17 protein-coding genes and 2 pseudogenes are annotated in these 18,205 nt (G+C 51.8%); 12 read left to right on the top strand and 7 right to left on the bottom strand.

The genetic code is table 11. The annotated features are described in order from the left end of the window. The first annotated feature begins 63 nt into the window (after positions 1-63). The 9 genes from ACVBEF_RS06675 to ACVBEF_RS06635 all read left to right on the top strand — a co-directional run bounded on the left by ACVBEF_RS06675 (position 64) and on the right by ACVBEF_RS06635 (position 9,380). Positions 64-492, top strand: coding sequence for a hypothetical protein (locus ACVBEF_RS06675; RefSeq protein ID WP_447123152.1), 429 nt, complete (start codon positions 64-66; stop codon positions 490-492). A 110-nt stretch (positions 493-602) separates the two neighbouring features. Next, a complete protein-coding gene (locus ACVBEF_RS06670) occupies positions 603-2,054 on the top strand; it encodes a bifunctional 2-methylcitrate dehydratase/aconitate hydratase (RefSeq protein ID WP_447123151.1) in 1,452 nt (483 codons plus the stop codon). A 111-nt stretch (positions 2,055-2,165) separates the two neighbouring features. After that, positions 2,166-4,148 carry a propionate--CoA ligase gene (locus ACVBEF_RS06665; protein WP_447123195.1) on the top strand — a complete coding sequence of 661 codons (1,983 nt, stop codon included), beginning with the start codon at positions 2,166-2,168 and terminating at the stop codon, positions 4,146-4,148. Between the two features lie 83 nt (positions 4,149-4,231). After that, a complete protein-coding gene (locus ACVBEF_RS06660) occupies positions 4,232-5,641 on the top strand; it encodes an ATP-binding protein (protein ID WP_447123150.1) in 1,410 nt (469 codons plus the stop codon). 403 nt (positions 5,642-6,044) lie between these two features. After that, positions 6,045-6,674 (top strand): arsinothricin resistance N-acetyltransferase ArsN1 family B, encoded by a 630-nt coding sequence (locus ACVBEF_RS06655; protein WP_447123149.1) that lies wholly within the window; start codon positions 6,045-6,047, stop codon positions 6,672-6,674. Next, a complete protein-coding gene (locus ACVBEF_RS06650; protein ID WP_447123148.1) occupies positions 6,671-7,606 on the top strand; it encodes a pseudouridine synthase in 936 nt (311 codons plus the stop codon). The genes ACVBEF_RS06655 and ACVBEF_RS06650 overlap by 4 nt, the downstream gene beginning before the upstream one ends. A gap of 10 nt (positions 7,607-7,616) precedes the next feature. Beyond that, a complete protein-coding gene (locus ACVBEF_RS06645) occupies positions 7,617-7,877 on the top strand; it encodes a hypothetical protein (protein ID WP_447123147.1) in 261 nt (86 codons plus the stop codon). A gap of 34 nt (positions 7,878-7,911) precedes the next feature. Continuing rightward, on the top strand, positions 7,912-8,580 hold the full coding sequence (locus ACVBEF_RS06640) for an esterase/lipase family protein (RefSeq protein ID WP_447123146.1): 669 nt from the start codon (positions 7,912-7,914) through the stop codon (positions 8,578-8,580). Further along, positions 8,577-9,380, top strand: coding sequence for a 5'-methylthioadenosine/adenosylhomocysteine nucleosidase (locus ACVBEF_RS06635; protein WP_447123145.1), 804 nt, complete (start codon positions 8,577-8,579; stop codon positions 9,378-9,380). The genes ACVBEF_RS06640 and ACVBEF_RS06635 overlap by 4 nt, the downstream gene beginning before the upstream one ends. An 89-nt stretch (positions 9,381-9,469) precedes the next feature. Here ACVBEF_RS06635 and ACVBEF_RS06630 read toward each other — a convergent pair whose 3' ends face one another. From ACVBEF_RS06630 to ACVBEF_RS06600, 7 genes and pseudogenes are all read right to left on the bottom strand, one after another. Next, complete coding sequence (locus ACVBEF_RS06630; protein ID WP_447123144.1) at positions 9,470-9,796, bottom strand: NIPSNAP family protein; 327 nt, start codon at positions 9,794-9,796, stop codon at positions 9,470-9,472. 114 nt (positions 9,797-9,910) lie between these two features. Next, positions 9,911-10,006 (bottom strand): annotated as a pseudogene (locus tag ACVBEF_RS06625) (Csu type fimbrial protein); the annotation flags it as partial. A 41-nt stretch (positions 10,007-10,047) separates the two neighbouring features. Further along, positions 10,048-10,134, bottom strand: a pseudogene (locus ACVBEF_RS06620) (Csu type fimbrial protein); the annotation flags it as partial. A 191-nt stretch (positions 10,135-10,325) separates the two neighbouring features. After that, positions 10,326-10,811: a Csu type fimbrial protein gene (locus ACVBEF_RS06615; protein WP_447123143.1), complete on the bottom strand. Its 486-nt coding sequence runs from the start codon at positions 10,809-10,811 to the stop codon at positions 10,326-10,328. Further along, entirely contained in the window at positions 10,808-13,126 is a 2,319-nt protein-coding gene (locus ACVBEF_RS06610; RefSeq protein ID WP_447123142.1) for a fimbria/pilus outer membrane usher protein, read from the bottom strand. Before ACVBEF_RS06610 ends, ACVBEF_RS06615 begins: the two co-directional genes overlap by 4 nt. Continuing rightward, entirely contained in the window at positions 13,083-13,772 is a 690-nt protein-coding gene (locus ACVBEF_RS06605; RefSeq protein ID WP_447123141.1) for a fimbrial biogenesis chaperone, read from the bottom strand. The genes ACVBEF_RS06610 and ACVBEF_RS06605 overlap by 44 nt, the downstream gene beginning before the upstream one ends. A gap of 65 nt (positions 13,773-13,837) precedes the next feature. Continuing rightward, entirely contained in the window at positions 13,838-14,317 is a 480-nt protein-coding gene (locus ACVBEF_RS06600; RefSeq protein WP_447123140.1) for a Csu type fimbrial protein, read from the bottom strand. A 648-nt stretch (positions 14,318-14,965) separates the two neighbouring features. On the opposite strand from ACVBEF_RS06600, the gene xth reads away from it, so the two are divergent. The 3 genes from xth to betB all read left to right on the top strand — a co-directional run bounded on the left by xth (position 14,966) and on the right by betB (position 17,999). Continuing rightward, positions 14,966-15,733 carry an exodeoxyribonuclease III gene (xth, locus tag ACVBEF_RS06595; RefSeq protein ID WP_447123194.1) on the top strand — a complete coding sequence of 256 codons (768 nt, stop codon included), beginning with the start codon at positions 14,966-14,968 and terminating at the stop codon, positions 15,731-15,733. Positions 15,734-15,908: 175 nt separating this feature from the next. After that, positions 15,909-16,490 (top strand): transcriptional regulator BetI, encoded by a 582-nt coding sequence (gene betI / locus ACVBEF_RS06590; RefSeq protein ID WP_447123193.1) that lies wholly within the window; start codon positions 15,909-15,911, stop codon positions 16,488-16,490. A gap of 36 nt (positions 16,491-16,526) precedes the next feature. Beyond that, on the top strand, positions 16,527-17,999 hold the full coding sequence (betB, locus tag ACVBEF_RS06585; protein ID WP_447123139.1) for a betaine-aldehyde dehydrogenase: 1,473 nt from the start codon (positions 16,527-16,529) through the stop codon (positions 17,997-17,999). Positions 18,000-18,205: the final 206 nt, after the last annotated feature.

Below are 18,205 nucleotides of genomic sequence, written 5' to 3'. Positions count from 1 at the left end.
AATAGAGGTGGACGTATCGGTAGCCAATTGCCGTCCGCCCTCATACTTTTTCAGGAGATGTATATGAACGCGCCAAAGATTGGAGTCAATCCGAGTATGCATTCAGCAGCCAGAATGATTACCGCCACCGCAGCGCTAGCGATGACCGCTTTGCTGGCGGCATGTGGATCATCGGTGCCGCTGTCTGAGACGCGGGAACCGGCAGAAGCAATGCCGACAGCCGCAGCACGGATTGCGCCAGCGACGCTGGTGACAGGCGCATTTAATTGCGCGCAGGGGAATAAAGTTGAGATTGTCTCCGATAGCAAAGACGATGTCAGCCTGACCTGGAGAGGCACTAAATACGCGATGTTGCCGGTCTCGACCACTACCGGTGCGGTACGTTTCGAAAATCAGGCCAGCGGTCTGGTCTGGATACAGATTCCCGCCAAGTCGATGTTGCTCAATACCCGGCAGGGGGCACAATTAGCAAATGAATGCAACGTGCGCTGAGCCTAAATAGTGATCATCAGTAAAAGTAATGTACTAATGCGTTTCGGTAACAAGTAAGTGTTAAATACTAGCAAAATACCAGCATCAATCATTCAACAACAAGGAAAACAATGTCTGCTCATATCTCCAACGTCCGCCCAAAATACGACAAGGTACTAGTCGATATCGTCGATTACGTCACCAAGTACAAAATTGTCTCGAAAGTTGCCTACGACACTGCGCGTAACTGTTTAATCGATACGCTGGGTTGTGGTTTGGAAGCGTTGGAATATCCAGCTTGCAAAAAATTGATGGGCCCCATCGTACCGGGCACGATCGTGCCCAACGGTGCCAAAGTACCGGGTACGCAATTTCAATTGGACCCAATTCAGGCTGCCTTCAATATCGGCATGATGATCCGCTGGCTCGATTTTAACGACACCTGGTTGGCTGCTGAATGGGGCCATCCGTCGGACAATCTGGGCGGCATTCTGGCGACTGCCGACTGGCTCTCACGCAATGCAGTGGCCGCTGGCAAAAAGCCGTTAACCATGAAAGACGTGTTGACCGGCATGATCAAGGCGCATGAAATTCAAGGCTGTATCGCGCTGGAAAATTCGTTCAATAAAGTCGGTCTGGATCACGTTGTTCTGGTCAAAGTTGCCTCGACCGCTGTTGTGTCCGAAATGCTGGGCTTAACCCGTGAAGAAACACTCAACGCCGTCTCACTGGCGTGGGTGGATGGTCAATCGTTGCGCACCTATCGTCATTCACCAAACACTGGCTCACGCAAGTCGTGGGCGGCGGGCGATGCTACTTCGCGTGCGGTGCGTCTGGCCTTGATGGCGAAGACCGGCGAGATGGGTTATCCATCGGTGCTAACCGCTAAAACCTGGGGTTTTTATGACGTCTTATTTAAAGGCCAGCCGTTTAAATTCCAACGTAAATACGAATCGTATGTGATGGAAAACGTACTCTTTAAGATCTCGTTCCCAGCCGAATTCCACTCGCAAACAGCGGTTGAAGCGGCGATGACATTGAACCAGCAATTAGCAAAAGCCGGTAAATCAGTGGACGACATCAAGAAGATTACGATCCGCACGCACGAAGCCTGCATCCGCATCATCGACAAAAAAGGCCCGCTCAACAATCCAGCCGATCGCGATCATTGCATCCAGTACATGGTTGCCGTACCGCTCATTCACGGTCGTCTGACCGCCGGTGATTATGAAGATCACATCGCCGCCGACAAACGCATCGACGTGCTGCGCGACAAGATTGTCTGTGTGGAAGATCCAGCCTTCACCAAGGATTATCACGATCCTAAGAAGCGTTCGATTGCCAATGCATTGACGGTCGAATTCAAAGACGGTAAGAAACTCAAAGAAGTCGTCGTTGAATATCCGGTCGGTCACGCACGTCGCCGCAAAGAAGGCATTCCATTACTGGAAGAGAAGTTCAAAATTAATCTGGCGCGTCAGTTCCCGGTCAAGCAACAGCAAAAAATTCTGGAAGTATCGCTGGATCAGAAAAAGCTTGAAGCAATGGCCGTCAATGAATACATGGATCTGTACGTCATTTAAATCTAGGTATTAACTGTATTAACCGGGGCGCTATAAAGTAATTTTTACCGTATAGCGCTCTTTTTGTATCCGTATCGATTTTTGCTGTCACTAAAATAAAAATAGCAGCATCTGTGCAATCGATTTTCTAATAAGGACAACGCTACAAGCGCTGCGTTCGCAAGTGCTTTCAGGCCTCGTCCACATACGCAAGGAGACAGCATGACTTACGCTAGCCTGTACCAACGTTCAATCAACGATCCAGACACTTTCTGGGCCGAGCAAGCCAGAAGAATCGATTGGCATCATCCCTTTAGCCAGGTGCTCGATTACAGCAATCCCCCTTTCACTAAATGGTTTGTCGGCGGCACGACGAATGTGTGCCACAACGCCGTCGATCGCTGGGTCGCTACCCGTGGCGAGCAATCGGCACTGATCGCCATTTCGACTGAAACCAATACTGAGCGCGTCTATACCTATGGCGAACTCCAGACCGAGGTCATCCGCACCGCAGCGATTCTGCAAGCGCTGGGCGTCGGCCTGGGCGACCGCGTGTTGATTTACATGCCGATGATCGCCGAAGCGATATTCACGATGCTGGCCTGCGCCCGGATAGGCGCGGTGCATTCTGTGGTATTCGGTGGCTTTGCCGCGCATAGTCTGGTGACGCGGATTGAGGATGTGAAGCCAGTCTTAATCGTCTCGGCAGACGCCGGGTCGCGGGGCGGCAAAGTGATGCCCTACAAAGGTTTGCTGGACGACGCCATCGCGCAGTCATCGCACAAACCGAACCACGTTTTAATGGTCAATCGCGGCTTGGCTGATATGCCGATGACCGCTGGCCGGGATCTCGATTACGCCGGGCAACGCGCACTGCATCTGGAGGCGCACGTGCCATGCGTCTGGTTGGAATCAAATGCGCTGTCGTATGTGCTTTATACCTCCGGTACCACCGGCAAACCCAAAGGCGTGCAGCGCGATGTGGGCGGTCATGCGGTCGCGTTGGCGACTTCGATGGATTATATTTTTTGCGGCAAAGCAGGCGGTACTTTTTTCTGTACTGCTGATATCGGTTGGGCAGTCGGTCATTCTTATCTGGTCTACGGACCGTTGATTGCCGGTATGACGACGATTCTGTACGAGGGATTGCCGATTGTTCCCGATGGTGGCGTCTGGTGGAGCATCGTCGAAAAATACAAAGTCACGCACATGTTCTCGGCCCCGACGGCGATTCGGGTCTTAAAAAAGCAGCCGCCGGAATTACTCAAAAAATACGATGTCTCGTCGCTGCAAGCCTTGTTTCTGGCCGGTGAACCGCTAGACGAAACGACTTCAAACTGGATTGCTGAGGGGCTCGGCGTGCCAGTTATCGACAATTACTGGCAAACCGAATCCGGCTGGCCGATGATGACGATTGCCAAAAATATCGAAGACAAACCTACTCGTCTGGGCAGCCCCGGCGTGCCGATGTACGGCTATAACATCCAACTGGTCAACGAAAGCACCGGCGCACTATGCGCCGCCAACGAGAAAGGCGTGCTGGTGGTCGAAGGGCCGTTGCCGCCCGGTTGTCTGCAAACTATTTATGGAGACGATGCGCGTTACATCAGCACATATTGGTCCGGGTCCGGGTCTGAACGTCGGCTCTATTCCACCTTTGACTGGGGCGTGCGCGATGAAGATGGCTATTATTTTATTTTGGGACGTACCGACGATGTCATCAACGTCGCCGGTCACAGGTTAGGCACGCGGGAAATTGAAGAGAGTATTTCCAGCCACTCCAATGTCTCCGAGGTGGCGGTGGTCGGCGTGGAGGATCAGTTGAAAGGGCAGGTTGCAGTGGCGTTTGTGATCCTCAAGGATGCCAGTGGATTGATCGATGACGCAGCTCGACACAAGATGGAAAAAGACATCATGGGCACAGTTGACAAGCAAATCGGCGCGGTCGGCCGGCCTGCGCGGGTGTATTTCGTGAGCTTGTTGCCGAAGACCCGCTCTGGAAAATTGCTGCGCCGTTTGATACAGGCAATTTGCGAAGGCCGCGATCCGGGTGACTTGACGACGATTGAAGACCCGGGCGCGTTGCAGCAGATTCGTGAGGCGCTAGCCCTCTAGGAGTGAGTCAGGGCTGGCGGCAATACTTACTATTTAGCCCCTGCCATGATCGAAGACATCAAAAAATCACTTTGTGCCACCGCATGATCGCTCTCGACCAACTCCAGCGCTGGCTCGATGGCGTGCCGGAAACCGAACATCTCGAATTCAAGGAAGCCAAGCAGCATTACGAGATAGTCAAGCTCTTCAAGTATTGCGTGGCGCTTGCGAACGAGGGTGGCGGTTATCTGGTGCTGGGGGTCAGCGACAAATTACCGCACCAGGTAGTTAATACCAAAGCGTTTTTGAACATTGGCGACACAAAATCCACAATGCTGAAAGCGCTGAATTTTCGTGTAGATATTCAAGAATTACAACATCCGGATGGCAGGGTGCTGGTGTTTCAGATCCCGTCGCGCCCGACAGGTCAGCTGTTGAATTTTGAGGGCGCGTATTTGATGCGAGTTGGCGAGCAGTTGTCGCCAATGACGCCTGATCAGCTACGGCGTATTTTTGATGAGGGTGCACCGGACTGGTTTTCCCTTGCAGCCAAAGTGGATGCCGGGCCGGATGATGTTGTGGCGTTACTGGATACGCAGGCGTTGTTTGATCTGATGGGCTTGCCTTATCCTACTAGCCGTGATGGCGTGCTGGAGCGCTTGGCTAGTGAGGGGTTGATTTATGCAAAAGATGGCGGCTGGATAATTACTAATCTTGCCGCCGTTTTGATTGCCAAGCGTCTTGATGCATTTTCCCCGGAGTTGGCGCGCAAGGCACCGCGAGTAGTTATTTACGAAGGCGTGAATAAACTAGAGACGCGTAATGAGAGGACCGGCCTGCAGGGTTATGCCATTGGATTTGAGGGTTTGCTCGGTTTTGTGCACTCATCGGCGTCAAAAAATCACTTCGTTGAACAGGTCGTGCGCGAAGAAGTAAAGATGTTTCCCCGGCAGGCGCTGCGAGAGTTAATTGCTAACGCACTGGTACATCAGGATTTCAGCATTACTGGGGCTTCGGTGATGATCGAAATGTATTCAGACCGGGTTGAAATATCGAATCCTGGAATACCTACCATCAAGATAGATCGATTTATTGATGAATTTCGTTCGCGTAACGAACGGCTGGCAGACTTTATGCGACGACTAGGGATTTGCGAAGAAAAAGGCAGTGGCATCGATAAGGTAGTGCAAGCAGCAGAAAGATATCTGTTGCCTGCACCGGATTTTCGGGTGGGAGAAACGCGTACCGCTGCTATTTTATTTGCGCATAAGGATTTTTCCGATATGAGCAAGACAGACCGTATTCGGGCCTGTTATCAACATTGCTGTTTGTTGTATGTGAGCAACCAGAGCATGTCGAATCAGACCCTGCGTGAACGATTTAAGGTCACAGAATCAAAGGCTGCTTCGGTTTCTCTTGTCATTAGCGCTACCAGAGAGGCCGGGTTCATCAAACAGGACGATTCGGATTCGAATTCAACTCGCTATGCGCGCTACGTTCCGTATTGGGCTTGAGTGCTTTAATACAAATCTAAAATATGATTCAATAATTAAAAATAGCCTTTTAAATCAAGCAATTAAGTGCTTTAACGCTAAACGGTGAATATTTGGTTATAGCCATTTTGACTATTTTTCAAGAGTCAGATAATCAGTCTTGCCTTAATAATCGAATAAAAATAATTTTCTATTCGACACAAAACTCACTATGGTTCTGGCTCGCCGGTCACAGGCGAGGAGCCTGTCGGACTTAGGGGAGTCGGCTGCAAAATGACCTGAGTAATCCATATTTCACCGACTTCTTGACTAATAGTCAGCTATTATTCGATCAATTTGAAGATACAGTATCGTCTTTTCTTCATAAATCCTGTGTCGACTGGTTAAATTTTGCTGCGTTGACCAGCGGACCATAGCTTGGTGCATGATTGATTGCATAGCGCTTGATTCGTTGGGCAACAATAGCGCACTATTATTGCGCCATCTTGCTGGTTCGATCCCTGATGCAGCCAGATCGCCAGTTGATATATCTCTTTCATTGACTACCATGTTCCATATCATCCGCACAGCAACGCCTGGCGATGCCGCAGCTATCTGCCGCATCTACAACCCCTACGTATTGCACAGCAATATCAGCTTTGAGACCGAGATCGTTACGCCCTCAGACATGGCGCAGCGGATCACGGATATCACGGCGACGTTTCCATGGCTGGTATGCGTTAAAGACTGCGCTGAAGGCGAGCAGATTCACGGCTATGCTTACGCCACCAAATGGCGGGCGCGGGCGGCGTATGCGCATGCGGTGGAGAGTTCGGTGTATTTGTCTGATGCTGCCGCTGGCAAAGGATTGGGGATGATGTTGTATCGCGCCTTGTTGGCAGAATTGCGTAAGTCGTCGGTGCATACCGTCATTGGCGGGATCGCGTTGCCGAACCCGGCAAGCGTGGCGTTGCATGAAAAAATGGGGTTTGAAAAGGTCGGCGTTTTTCGTGAGGTCGGCAGAAAATCGGCAACCTGGCTCGATGTTGGTTACTGGCAATTGGTGCTGCGATGACGAATGCTGGATTGATGCCTTTCGTTGTCAGCGATAACGCTGGACATCCGCCGCCGCCATTACCCGTCGTTGATGGCGTCGCCCCCAGTTATGTCTGGCTGCCGGTTGGGGATTGGCCGGATATGCTGACATTTTTGGTGCAGCGTTTTCCTGCGATTGCCAGTGCTGTCTGGATGGCGCGCATGGATAAGGGTGAGGTGATGGACGATCGCGGCGTGCGGCTGACGGCGACTGCGTCGTATCGGCATGGATGTCGTCTTTATTATTATCGTGAGTTAGAAGCCGAAACCCCGATCCCGTTTGAAGAAGTGATTCTGTATCAGGATGCGCGTTTGCTGGTGGTCGATAAGCCGCATTTTTTGCCCGTCATTCCGGCGGGCCGGTTTTTGCATGAGACTTTGCTGGTGCGACTGAAAAAGAAAACCGGTCTGGCTGAGCTCACGCCAATACACCGACTCGATCGCGAAACCGCCGGGGTGATGATTTTTTCTTGCGATGTGGCTAGCCGTGGGGCGTATCAATCGCTATTTCAGCAGCGTTTGGTGGATAAGGTGTATGAGGCGCTGGCCCCGACTATGCCGCAGTTGCATTTTCCGTTGGTGCATCGGAGCCGGATGGTGGAGGGCACGCCTTTTTTTCGGATGCAGGAGGTCGACGGTGAGGCTAATTCCGAGACGCAGATTGATCTCATCGAACAGCGCGGGGAAAATAGTCTGTATCGATTGCATCCGCTGACCGGCAAGAAACATCAGTTGCGCGTGCACATGGCCGCGCTGGGGATGCCGATTGTTAACGATATTTTTTACCCGAATAACCAGCCGTGCAAAGGCGATGACTATTCGTCGCCGCTGAAATTACTGGCGAAATCGATTGCGTTTCAAGATCCGATTACCAGCCAGCGCGTGCGCTTTCAGAGTCTTCGCACTATCTAAGGAGCAATCAATGCGATCAACCCGTGCCACTTACGCCGTCGAGCGTCTCAATGCACGTAGTCCCGAACACCGCTATTCGATGATTCGAACGGCAAGCGAATATTTTATTCTTGCGCAAAACGCAGGCGAAGCCGATCCCATTCGGGTCAGCGAGCCGTTGGAGCTCGATGCCTTTGTCAAGTTCGTTAATGCGTATGGACCGCAAACCCCTAAGCGGATCAGTAAGCTGGATGTTGCGTTTGAAAAACAATTGCAGAAACGTGATAGATAAGCTTTACACATAAGCGGAGTAAATAAGCGCCATCATGAACACCGATGCTGTCACCACAAATGACGCCAATCCAACCGACCAACCCATCTGCGCCATTCTGATTCACGGCATGGGGCGCACGCCGTTGTCGATGTTGATTCTTGCCGGGCGTTTGCGTGCCGCAGGTTTGCGCCCGACAGTGTTTGGTTATTCAGCAGCCTTCGAGCGCTGGCATCCGTGTGTGGCGCGTCTGCATCAATTTATCGCTCGTAACAGCAAAGGACAGCGCATTATTTTGATCGGTCATTCGCTGGGTTGCGTGTTGATTCGGGCGGTGTTGCCAGGACTGGCGCAGCAGCCGGAAGCCTGTTTTTTTCTGGCTCCGCCGATGCAGGCTAGTCGGATAGCGCGCACCTTTTCGCGTTGGCGTTTGTTTCAGTTGATGACGGGAGAGATGGGCCAGCTTTTGACGCAGCGCGAGTGGATCGCGCAGTTGCCCATGCCCACCGTCCCCACGACCATTTATGCCGGAAGCGCTGGCCCGCGTGGGCGCTGGTCGCCCTTTGGCGATGAACTCAATGATGGCATTCTGACCGTTGCGGAAACCCAATTAGGCAGCATTCCTTTGATTGTCGTGCCGTCGATACACACCACGATCATGAACTCGCGCCGCATCAGTGACGATATTGTTGCGACGGTCAACAGAAAACAGGAAAGAAAATGACGATTGGAATAGTAGCGGCGATGCACGATGAAGTCGCCGCATTGATTCGCGCCATGACCGAAGAGAGTGGTAATCACGTCCAACGTATCGGTATGCGCGATTATCACGTCGGCACCTTTGATGGGCAACAGTGCGTGGTCGTGCTTGCCAGAATCGGCAAGGTCGCAGCGGCGGCGACGACGGTGACATTGATTCGGGAGTTTGGTGTTACCGAAATTGTGTTTACCGGTCTTGCCGGTGGCATCGGGGCGCAGGTGAAGGTCGGCGATATCGTTGTCGGCGATTGTTTGGTGCAACACGATCTGGACGCGCGTCCGTTGTTTGCGCAGCACGAGGTGCCGCTATTGGGGATGTCTGCATTTGACGCACATAGTGCACTTGGCATCGAGCTTACAGCTGCTGCTGCAGTCTTTCTCCGAGAAGATTTGCAGCATGCTGTGTTGCCCGAAGTGCGTAAGAGTTTTGGTATAGCGCAGCCAGCGTTGCATGTCGGGATGATTGTCAGTGGTGATCAATTTGTCGCCGATAGCATCAAGGCTGACTGTATTTTATCGGCCTTGCCGCATGCTTTGGCTGTGGAGATGGAGGGGGCTGCTGTGGCGCAAATATGTTTTGAGTATGGCGTGCCTTACGCCGTCTTGCGGACTATTTCGGATCGCGCCGATGCCAGTGCACATACTGATTTCGGCGCATTTTTGGCGGGTGTGGCGAGTCACTATTCGACTGGAATTTTGCGCCGTTTTTTTGCTGCGCGCGGTTTGAAAAATACGCTTGATGTAGTTGTTGACGGTGATCGTTAGCGGTCAAAAAAATGGATCAACGTCGTTGTTGATCCATTGTCGATCCATCATTGTGCTGATACCGCTTTGAATAAAATGTGTTTCCAGGTTCAACGCATGGCGGAGTAAGACGTCGGTGTCAGAAACTGATTCTCAATTCTTTCTACGATGATCGCCGACGCTTCGGTTGCTGCGCGTTTAGCCAGCCACTCAGGATCACTCGCAAACGCGTTCCATTTTGTTTCGCGCTCCGCCAAACTTTCCCACGCCAACATGTAAGTCAGCGTCTGGTTACTCGCCCCGACCAACGTAGTCCAAAACCCGACTTGCCGTATCCCGTATTTCTCCCAGAACTGAAGTGTGATCGTCGCAAAGCGATCATTGAGTGCGGGCAGTCGTCCTGGTGCGCAGTAGTAGGTTCGCATTTCATAGATCATTCATATTCTCCAATGGGTTGTAGATGGTGGGTTAAAACGAAGGCCGATAAAACGCAAGCACCGATCATAGCGCAGCGGCCCAATTGATGCAGGCCGCACTGAGCTCAGTAAGTCTCAGTAAGTGACAGTGACGATGACCGTATCGGTACACGTCCCGGCGGCTTGATTCTGATCTCCCGGGATGCGGCCAAAGATAGTGAAGGGGGTTGTCCCCGAAGTGAGACCAAGCGTGTAGGCATGGTGACCGTGGAGGTGCCTGCGCTACCGTCGCCCCAGATCTGAAGGCGAGTGGGATCGAGATACATGTTGTAGCGAAGAAAATTGGTGCCGGATAGCAATTTGCAGTTGGCGTAACTGCCGCCTCCGGTTCACAAGATGATGGTGTAAATGACGAGTAGTCCGACCCCGTTACAGGTGACGCCCGCCTTGCCGTACGGCGTACTGGCATCAAAAGTCTGCCTTGCCGGAACGATTTTGCGTAAGTCCTGATGACGTCTTTTGATTCACGATCAAAGCAGATCGCCAGTATTCAGTAAGTAACGGTGACGATAACGGAGTCGGTATAGGTACCGGCTGGTTTGCTCTGGCTGCCGGGTATGCGGCCATAGACGGTGTAATTGTTGGTCACCGGACCAAAGCCAATCAGATAGCTGTTACCTAAGGCGTAGGTGCCTGCGTTGCCATTGCCCCAGACTTGCAGGCGGGTGGCATCGACATACATGTTGTAGTTGAGGAAGTTGGCGCCGGATTTTAGTGTGCGGTTGGCGTAGCTGCCGCTACCGGTCCCCAGAGTAACGGTGTAACTGACAAATAGTCCGACGCCATTACAGGTGATGCGCACTGTGCCGGTACTGTCGCTATTGGCGCTGCCGGGCGAAGCATAAGACCCAAATGCGATCCCTGCGCCGACGAGGGAGGCCGTACAACTAGCCAGTAGCGCGTGCGCACTCAGCGGGAGCATCAGTGCGCCTGTCGATACGCTAATCAATAGCAGAGACTTGAATCGATATTTCATTTGCTCTCCTCGCTACAAACAAATGGCCCTAATACCGGGAATGCCTCCGTCTGTGTTTCAGCAATCTTCATGCGGCAATGGTAGTTGTCACTGTCAACGACGATGGTGGCCGGATAGGCGATGTCGGGTATGAAAACCTGTCCGTTTAATGCGACCTCAGCGGTACTATTTTCATTAACATGCACCAGCGTGCCTGTGGCGAGCGGTGTGCCATTTTTATCCGTCAGGGTCAAGGTCGCGCTTTGATGATGTTGTGCGCTGAATGTCAAAAGACTGGCCGATCTGGGACCGGGGACGATCGATTTATGTGCCAGATCCAAGGTCATGGATAGTGGAATACCGGCATCGTCGAGGCGCACATCGTTGACCTCGTAAGGGATCAGGCGGGAAATAAAGCCGACCCCATTTTGATCCGTCTGACCGACCTTGATATTGTTGGCATAAATATCGATGGCTTGCTTGACCGGTACTTCAACGATGGCAAAACTTTGGTCCAACCAGCGCGTAGCACGGACATGGCCGTCGAGCATGGCGATGCCGCCGCGTGCCTCCAGTTGCACGTTACTGAGCCCATTGGCACGATTGGCATTGAGCATGTATTCGCCATTGGGGGTGATGTAATTAGTGCCAATATCTTCACTACTATTGTCGTAGACACCCTTGCGTGCGCGGAAGCCCCAACCGCCTTCTGACGACGCGGACTGCTGATATTCGCTACTCAGAGATTTGCTGCCTTTTTGACCGCTGAGCGCCACCTGAAGCATGCTCTGATGTCCCAGTGGAATGACCCAGACCACATTGGCCGAAAGCGTGCGATCTTGCGTGAGCGACTTGAGAAAACCGACGCTGATACTGCCACTGTTGTGCAGATTGAAGTTAATACCGGCATTGACGGCGCGAACATTATCCGTGCCCCGATTGGCCTGGCTGAGGTAACCGATAGAGAAATTGTAGTGGTCGTTTGGCGACACACTGGCCTGAGCCTGAATCTGTTGCGCCGGGGCTTGTATGTTATCGCCCATACCAAGCTGCCAGAAGCGCGCACCAGCAGTCTGGGCGCGTGCTGACAACGCATAATCTTTGCCTTGATGGTCGAATTGCAAATATTGCAGGGTGCCGTTGCCGCCTGCGTGATTACTGGCGGCCAGGCCCGCGCTAAGCAGGCCGATATTGCCGAGCGCAACAGCGCTGCCGACCCCAAGCGATTGCCCATCTAGCGTGAGTTCGCCATGCGTTTCAAGTGTCAGGTCATTGCGCATACCGTAGCGGATGGTGCCAGAGCTGAAGGCCTGACCGTAGCGACTATTCTGGTTGCCGAAATTGTTGCGTAGTACGCCGAGTTCGTAGGACACGTTCTGCGTGCCTTCCTTTAATAGCAGCGCGCTAGCCAGATAATTTTGGGTGTAAACCTGCTGGCGACCAAGCACGTCATGGACCACCATCCTCACATTGCCTTCACCTGCATTGACCGGCACATTGTTAATCGAAAACGGGCCGGTATCGACCGCCTGGCGAAGTTTCAAGATGTTATCTACGTAGATATCGACGGTTGATGGCGCAGCTGCCGTACCGCTGAAAGTGGGTAGGGGAATCGACTCAAAACCGGGGCTTGCTGAAAAGTTTGTCTTCCATTGCACGCCCCCGAAGTACACCTGACGCGAAAATGCACTGGCACCGGAAATACTATCGCCGATGACCATCGTTGCTTGTCGTTCCGGAAAATCGCGGCTGTATTGGCTGTCTAACCTGAATGTGGTGCGTTCGCCGTTCACACCCGTGCTAATGAAGCGACTGGTATAGGTACCGCCGGCGCTGAATATACCCAGCTCAACAAGGCCGGAAAGATTGTCCTGGCTTTGGCCCTGGACTTTGGCGTAATTGATATCGTAGTTTAAAAAAGCACCGGTTTCCGATGCCTGCGCGACCAGGCGCTGATGATCGGCGGCATTGAACGCCGAGCTGATGAAGGCAGTTGGCGCGGCCGCAATCTTGAGCGTTTGGGTTGCCGTGTCGATCTCGGCATGTAGACCGGATACCGCATCGAGCGGGTAATAATTTTCGTGATTGTGATCGATGGCTGGTACGTCAGGCAGACGCAATCTGGCATCGGTCAATAACTGTGACGGGACAATGATGCCGTGCGCGGTTGAATCCAGAATAAGCGTTGTATCGGTTATTTTTTTGTCGTTGACGGTAACGGCCAACAATATCTCTTGTTCCGCCGTAGTCGTGTCGGCCGCCGCCCCAATCGGGGGCTGGCATACGATCAGGCTAGCGACCAGGTAGTTGGTCAGCCTCCAACGTGAGGTATTCATCCGTCTCTGCCTCGTCTGTCTGAATGTGGAGCTTGACCTTGCCTGCATGGAGTTTTCCACTATCCAACGACCATTCCTTGTGTTGGCCAGATAAAACGTACGAAGGCGTAATCTTTATGCCGTCATTAGTGTTTGGGTTGTCGGTGTTGTTGATCTGGATCTGGAGAATTTTGCTATGGACGTTGCTGTCATTATTGTCGTCTAGCACCAAGCCGTTTTTGCCTTGCTTTAACTCCCATGAAATTTTTCCCTGCAGCGTCTTTGGTGCCACAAATATCGGAATGCTGATGTGCAGGACAGTCTTTAAGCCATTTGCTTTTGGATCGTTATCAGGGACTTCGTCCACTAATAGCCGATACGTTTTTTCAGTATCGGCCCGATCTGGATGGCGTATACCGAAGCGCATAAATTGGACTTTCCCGGGTTCTAACGAAAAAATCGGCGGGTTCAATAACAAGGCATCCGTTGGTATTAACACTTCCTCATGACCATCGGTTTTCCATTCAACCGGGCTCACTTGTATGCGTATCGGATCATCGCCTGTATTACTGATTTGCAGCACTCCTGATGGACGTTCTGCGCTCAGGTTGAAGCCGATCGGATTGGCGTTAAACGACGATCCCATACTATTGTTTTGTAAGCCCATGCAAAGTCCTATGGCAAGCACAACTTGCCATTTTTTAAGATTGCCCGCCATAGTTCGATGCACTATTAAAACGTCAGAGTGACGGCGACGTTATCCGTATAAGTTCCAGCTTTGTCTTCCTGACCGAATGGAATTTGGGCATAAACATTAATTGACGTGGAGACTCCCAGAGAGACGATGGGAAGAGGTGCGGTGGCCTGAGTGTTACCCCAATTTATAGTGTGGGGCAGGTCTTGATAAAGGCCATAGTTAAGATAGGTCGTTCCGTTAGCCAGGCGACGTATGGGGGCTGCATCAACCGAACCGGTAGCTGGATTGGTACCTTGTCCAAGTGTGACGACGGGAGATGAACCGATGGTACAAAGGTAGGTGACGGTACCGGTGGCCGACTGACTAACTGTGGCATTGACCAGGACCGGATCATAGCTAGTATTGATACCGTTGGCGCTAACGGTACAGTTGTTGGTAATGTTGACCGTATTGGTCATCGTCGCGCTACTGGTCCCGGCAAAGGCGCCGCTGTAGCAAGCGACTGAAGCCACCATAAACATGGCCTTGAGTGTGGTTTTTTTCATGATGAATACTCCCTGATTGGCATTTTTAATATATGAATTTCAGCCTCTGGCTGAGCATTCACCGTAAATATATTTCTTGGTTTTTATGGATTGTTACCTGGGTTTTTCTAAGAAATATCTGACTTTCATAATAATTAATACGTTGAATAAACGTCAATGCTGATTTGGTCTTTAGAATGAGAACTCAAGGTCAGAAGTGAATGAAGTATCGTCAACTCCTGGCAATTGAAATGTAATTATTTTTTGCGATAAAACTGCATTTTGACGCGACCAATTCAACCCAATGGAAGGCAGTTTTTCGAACGATTGCGCGGCATGATTGTATTGAGCGTTGTTTCTGAGCGCATCCTGTCAGAGTTGCCGAGATATCTCGGTTAACTATTTATTGCGGTGGTCATGTGGGATGGGCTGCATGGTGATGTTATGACAACAATTTGGTAGTGTTGGTGGTGGCGCAGCGCAGCAACGACATGTGGAGCCTAAACTGCCTTAGCGCGTGTGCACATGTGCAAGGTTTGGTTACATTAATGCGGTAACATCAACGCCTCTGAAAATAAACGTCATACCGCTGTACGATTGCCGCTATACGATTGCATTAAATAAGGCTTTAAAAAAATGATAAAACTAGCAACCTGGAATGTGAATTCCCTCAAGGTACGATTGCCACAAGTATTGCAATGGCTGACAGATAATCCAGTCGACATTCTGGCCGTTCAGGAAACCAAAATGACGGACGATAAATTTCCCCGGGCAGAGATAGAAGCCGCCGGTTATCACGTCGTCTTTAGCGGCCAGAAAACCTATAACGGCGTCGCCATTGTGTCGCGTCATCCGATCACCGACGTCATCAAAAATATTCCGATATTCGAAGACGAACAGCAACGCTTGCTCACCGCCACCATCGCTGGCATACGCATCGTCTGCGCTTATATTCCGAATGGACAGTCGCCGGAGTCCGATAAATATCAATACAAGTTGAAATGGCTTGACGCCTTGCATGATTTTCTCGATAGCGAGCGCAAACAGCATCCGCATCTGGCCTTGATGGGTGATTACAATATCGCACCCGAAGATCGCGATGTCTACGATCCAGCCGCGTGGGTAGGCGAGAATCTGGTTTCGCCACCAGAGCGTGCAGCTTTTGTCCGCTTGCAAAATCTGGAGTTGACGGACGCGTTTCGCTTGTTTGATCAAGCCGAAAAACTCTTTAGTTGGTGGGATTACCGCCGCATGGGATTCCGCCTCAACCGTGGCATGCGCATCGATCATATTTTATTGTCGCCGCCATTGGTCGCACGATGCACCGCTTGCGTGATAGACAAAGTCCCGCGCAAGTGGGAGCAACCTTCGGATCATGCGCCAGTGATTGCTACCTTGAGTGATTAGTATCGATCAGTCTCTAGCCTGGTAAAAAAAACCAATCTTTCCCGGATTGGTTTTTTTATACCCAATAAATTGATTGAACGTCCAATCAATCTAAACTATACTCACCCATCGCTTGCTCAGTACCATCAATAAGCGCAGCTAGTCAGACGGAGAAAAAGTGCGGAAAAGAAACGAAATGCAGCCATTGCGGCGTCAACAGTTAATCGAGGCCACTCTTGCCGTGATTGACAGGGTCGGTCTGGCCGACGCCACGATCGTCCTCATTGCCCGTCAGGCCGGGCTATCGACCGGCATCATCAGCCATTATTTCGGGGACAAAAGCGGTTTGCTGGAAGCCACGATGCGGCATATTTTGCGTGACCTCAGTGACGATGCGCTTCGCCGTCGGCAAGTATTAACCGGCAGCGCCGACACCGCCCGTGCGCAACTCATGGCGCTTATCGATACCAACTTTAACGACAATCAAATTAGCGCACCGGTGATGAAAACGTGGTTCGCTTTTTGGTCCTCAAGCATGCATCAACCCGCCTTGAGACGTCTGCAACGCGTCAATGATCAACGTCTTTATTCCAATTTATGCGCGCAGTTCAGGCGCGTAATATCGCTACCGGAAGCACGTCACGCCGCACGCGGTTTAGCCGCCATGATCGACGGCTTATGGTTGCGCGGCTCGCTATCGGGCGAACAATTTGATGTCGCCGCAGCACGGCATATCGCCTACGAATATCTGGATTTGCAGCTTGCTGGCAAACGTTGATCAACGGTTTTACTACATCAATTAAAGGAGCTTTATATGGCAGTTTTTCCACTACAGAAACTCTATATCGGCGGCCGCCGGATCAATGCAACCAGCGGCGCGACCTTCCAGAGTATCAATCCAGCCAACGGTGAAGTATTAGCCGAAGTCCAGCGCGCATCCAAGGCCGACGTAGACCTCGCCGTGGCAAGCGCCAAAAAAGGCCAGCGCATCTGGGCCGCCATGACCGCCATGCAACGCTCACGTATTCTGCGCCGGGCTGTAGACATTCTGCGTGAACGTAACGATGAACTAGCCGCCATCGAAACACTAGACACCGGCAAAGCACTCTCAGAAACCCGCTATGTCGACATCGTTACCGGTGCCGATGTACTTGAGTATTACGCCGGACTGGTCCCCTCCATCGAAGGCCAGCAAATTCCCCTGCGTGAATCGGCATTCGTCTATACAAGACGCGAACCGCTAGGCGTCGTAGCCGGTATCGGCGCATGGAATTACCCCATCCAAATTGCGCTATGGAAATCCGCCCCCGCACTAGCTGCAGGCAACGCCATGATTTTCAAACCAAGCGAAGTTACGTCGCTAACAACCCTCAAACTGGCAGAAATTTACACCGAAGCAGGTTTACCCGACGGCGTCTTCAATGTCTTAACCGGCAGCGGCCGTGAAGTCGGAACGTGGCTCACCGAACACCCCGGCATAGAAAAAATATCCTTCACCGGCGGCACCACCACCGGCAAAAAAGTCATGGCCAGCGCATCAAGCTCCACGCTCAAAGAAGTCACCATGGAACTAGGCGGAAAATCTCCCTTAATCGTTTTCGCCGACGCCAATCTGGACCGTGCCGCCGACGTCGCCGTCATGGCCAACTTCTACAGCTCAGGCCAAGTCTGTACCAACGGCACGCGCGTGTTTGTCCACAGATCATTGAAAACTGCATTCGAAGCAAAAGTACTAGAACGCGTCACCCGCATCCGTCTGGGCAACCCGCAAGACATCAACACCAACTTCGGTCCACTAGTGAGCTTCGCGCACATGGAAAGCGTACTAGGCTACATCGACTCCGGCATCACAGAAGGCGCCAGATTACTCACAGGCGGCAAGCGCGAAACAAGCGGCGACTACGCCCAAGGCGCGTATGTACAGCCGACGGTATTCACCGACTGCACCGACGAAATGAAAATCGTCAAAGAAGAAATCTTCGGCCCCGTCATGAGCATCCTCATCTTCGACGAAGAAGAAGAAGTCATCCGCCGCGCCAACGACACCGAATACGGTCTGGCCGCAGGCCTGATAACAGAAAATCTCAGCCGCGCCCATCGCGTGATACATCAATTAGAAGCTGGAATTTGCTGGATCAATACCTGGGGCGAATCCGCTGCAGAAATGCCAGTCGGCGGCTACAAACAATCCGGCGTAGGTCGTGAAAATGGATTGACGACGCTAGAGCATTACACCCGCATAAAGTCGATTCAAGTAGAGCTAGGCGCGTACACGTCAGTGTTTTAAAACAGATGCACCAACCGCATACAGATACTTCGATACGCCCTGACGGGCTACTCAGTACGAACGGTTTTTTTGAATGTGAATGTCAACGGCTTAACTAATAACAGTAGTTGTTGAAGTTGCAGGCGCAGCCACAGTTGACGTTGCTTTTGATCTTGCAGGCGCAGCCACAGTTGACGTTGCTTTTGACCTTGCAGGCGCAGCCACAG

The organism is Glaciimonas sp. GG7 (genome assembly GCF_052976905.1).
The sequence above is the reverse complement of the archived record's forward strand: the minus strand, read 5'-3'. Positions and strand labels throughout refer to the sequence as shown.

What these genes read in the sequence shown, in the direction of transcription:
- ACVBEF_RS06675 (WP_447123152.1), top strand. Translation starts at nt 64, where the DNA reads ATGAACGCGCCAAAGATTGGAGTCAATCCGAGTATGCATTCAGCAGCC.
- ACVBEF_RS06615 (WP_447123143.1), bottom strand. Translation starts at nt 10,811, where the DNA reads ATGAAATATCGATTCAAGTCTCTGCTATTGATTAGCGTATCGACAGGC.
- ACVBEF_RS06660 (WP_447123150.1), top strand. Translation starts at nt 4,232, where the DNA reads ATGATCGCTCTCGACCAACTCCAGCGCTGGCTCGATGGCGTGCCGGAA.
- ACVBEF_RS06640 (WP_447123146.1), top strand. Translation starts at nt 7,912, where the DNA reads ATGAACACCGATGCTGTCACCACAAATGACGCCAATCCAACCGACCAA.
- ACVBEF_RS06655 (WP_447123149.1), top strand. Translation starts at nt 6,045, where the DNA reads ATGATTGATTGCATAGCGCTTGATTCGTTGGGCAACAATAGCGCACTA.
- betI (WP_447123193.1), top strand. Translation starts at nt 15,909, where the DNA reads ATGCAGCCATTGCGGCGTCAACAGTTAATCGAGGCCACTCTTGCCGTG.
- ACVBEF_RS06645 (WP_447123147.1), top strand. Translation starts at nt 7,617, where the DNA reads ATGCGATCAACCCGTGCCACTTACGCCGTCGAGCGTCTCAATGCACGT.
- ACVBEF_RS06635 (WP_447123145.1), top strand. Translation starts at nt 8,577, where the DNA reads ATGACGATTGGAATAGTAGCGGCGATGCACGATGAAGTCGCCGCATTG.
- ACVBEF_RS06630 (WP_447123144.1), bottom strand. Translation starts at nt 9,796, where the DNA reads ATGATCTATGAAATGCGAACCTACTACTGCGCACCAGGACGACTGCCC.
- betB (WP_447123139.1), top strand. Translation starts at nt 16,527, where the DNA reads ATGGCAGTTTTTCCACTACAGAAACTCTATATCGGCGGCCGCCGGATC.
- ACVBEF_RS06650 (WP_447123148.1), top strand. Translation starts at nt 6,671, where the DNA reads ATGACGAATGCTGGATTGATGCCTTTCGTTGTCAGCGATAACGCTGGA.
- ACVBEF_RS06600 (WP_447123140.1), bottom strand. Translation starts at nt 14,317, where the DNA reads ATGGTGGCTTCAGTCGCTTGCTACAGCGGCGCCTTTGCCGGGACCAGT.
- ACVBEF_RS06670 (WP_447123151.1), top strand. Translation starts at nt 603, where the DNA reads ATGTCTGCTCATATCTCCAACGTCCGCCCAAAATACGACAAGGTACTA.
- ACVBEF_RS06610 (WP_447123142.1), bottom strand. Translation starts at nt 13,126, where the DNA reads ATGAATACCTCACGTTGGAGGCTGACCAACTACCTGGTCGCTAGCCTG.
- ACVBEF_RS06605 (WP_447123141.1), bottom strand. Translation starts at nt 13,772, where the DNA reads ATGGGCTTACAAAACAATAGTATGGGATCGTCGTTTAACGCCAATCCG.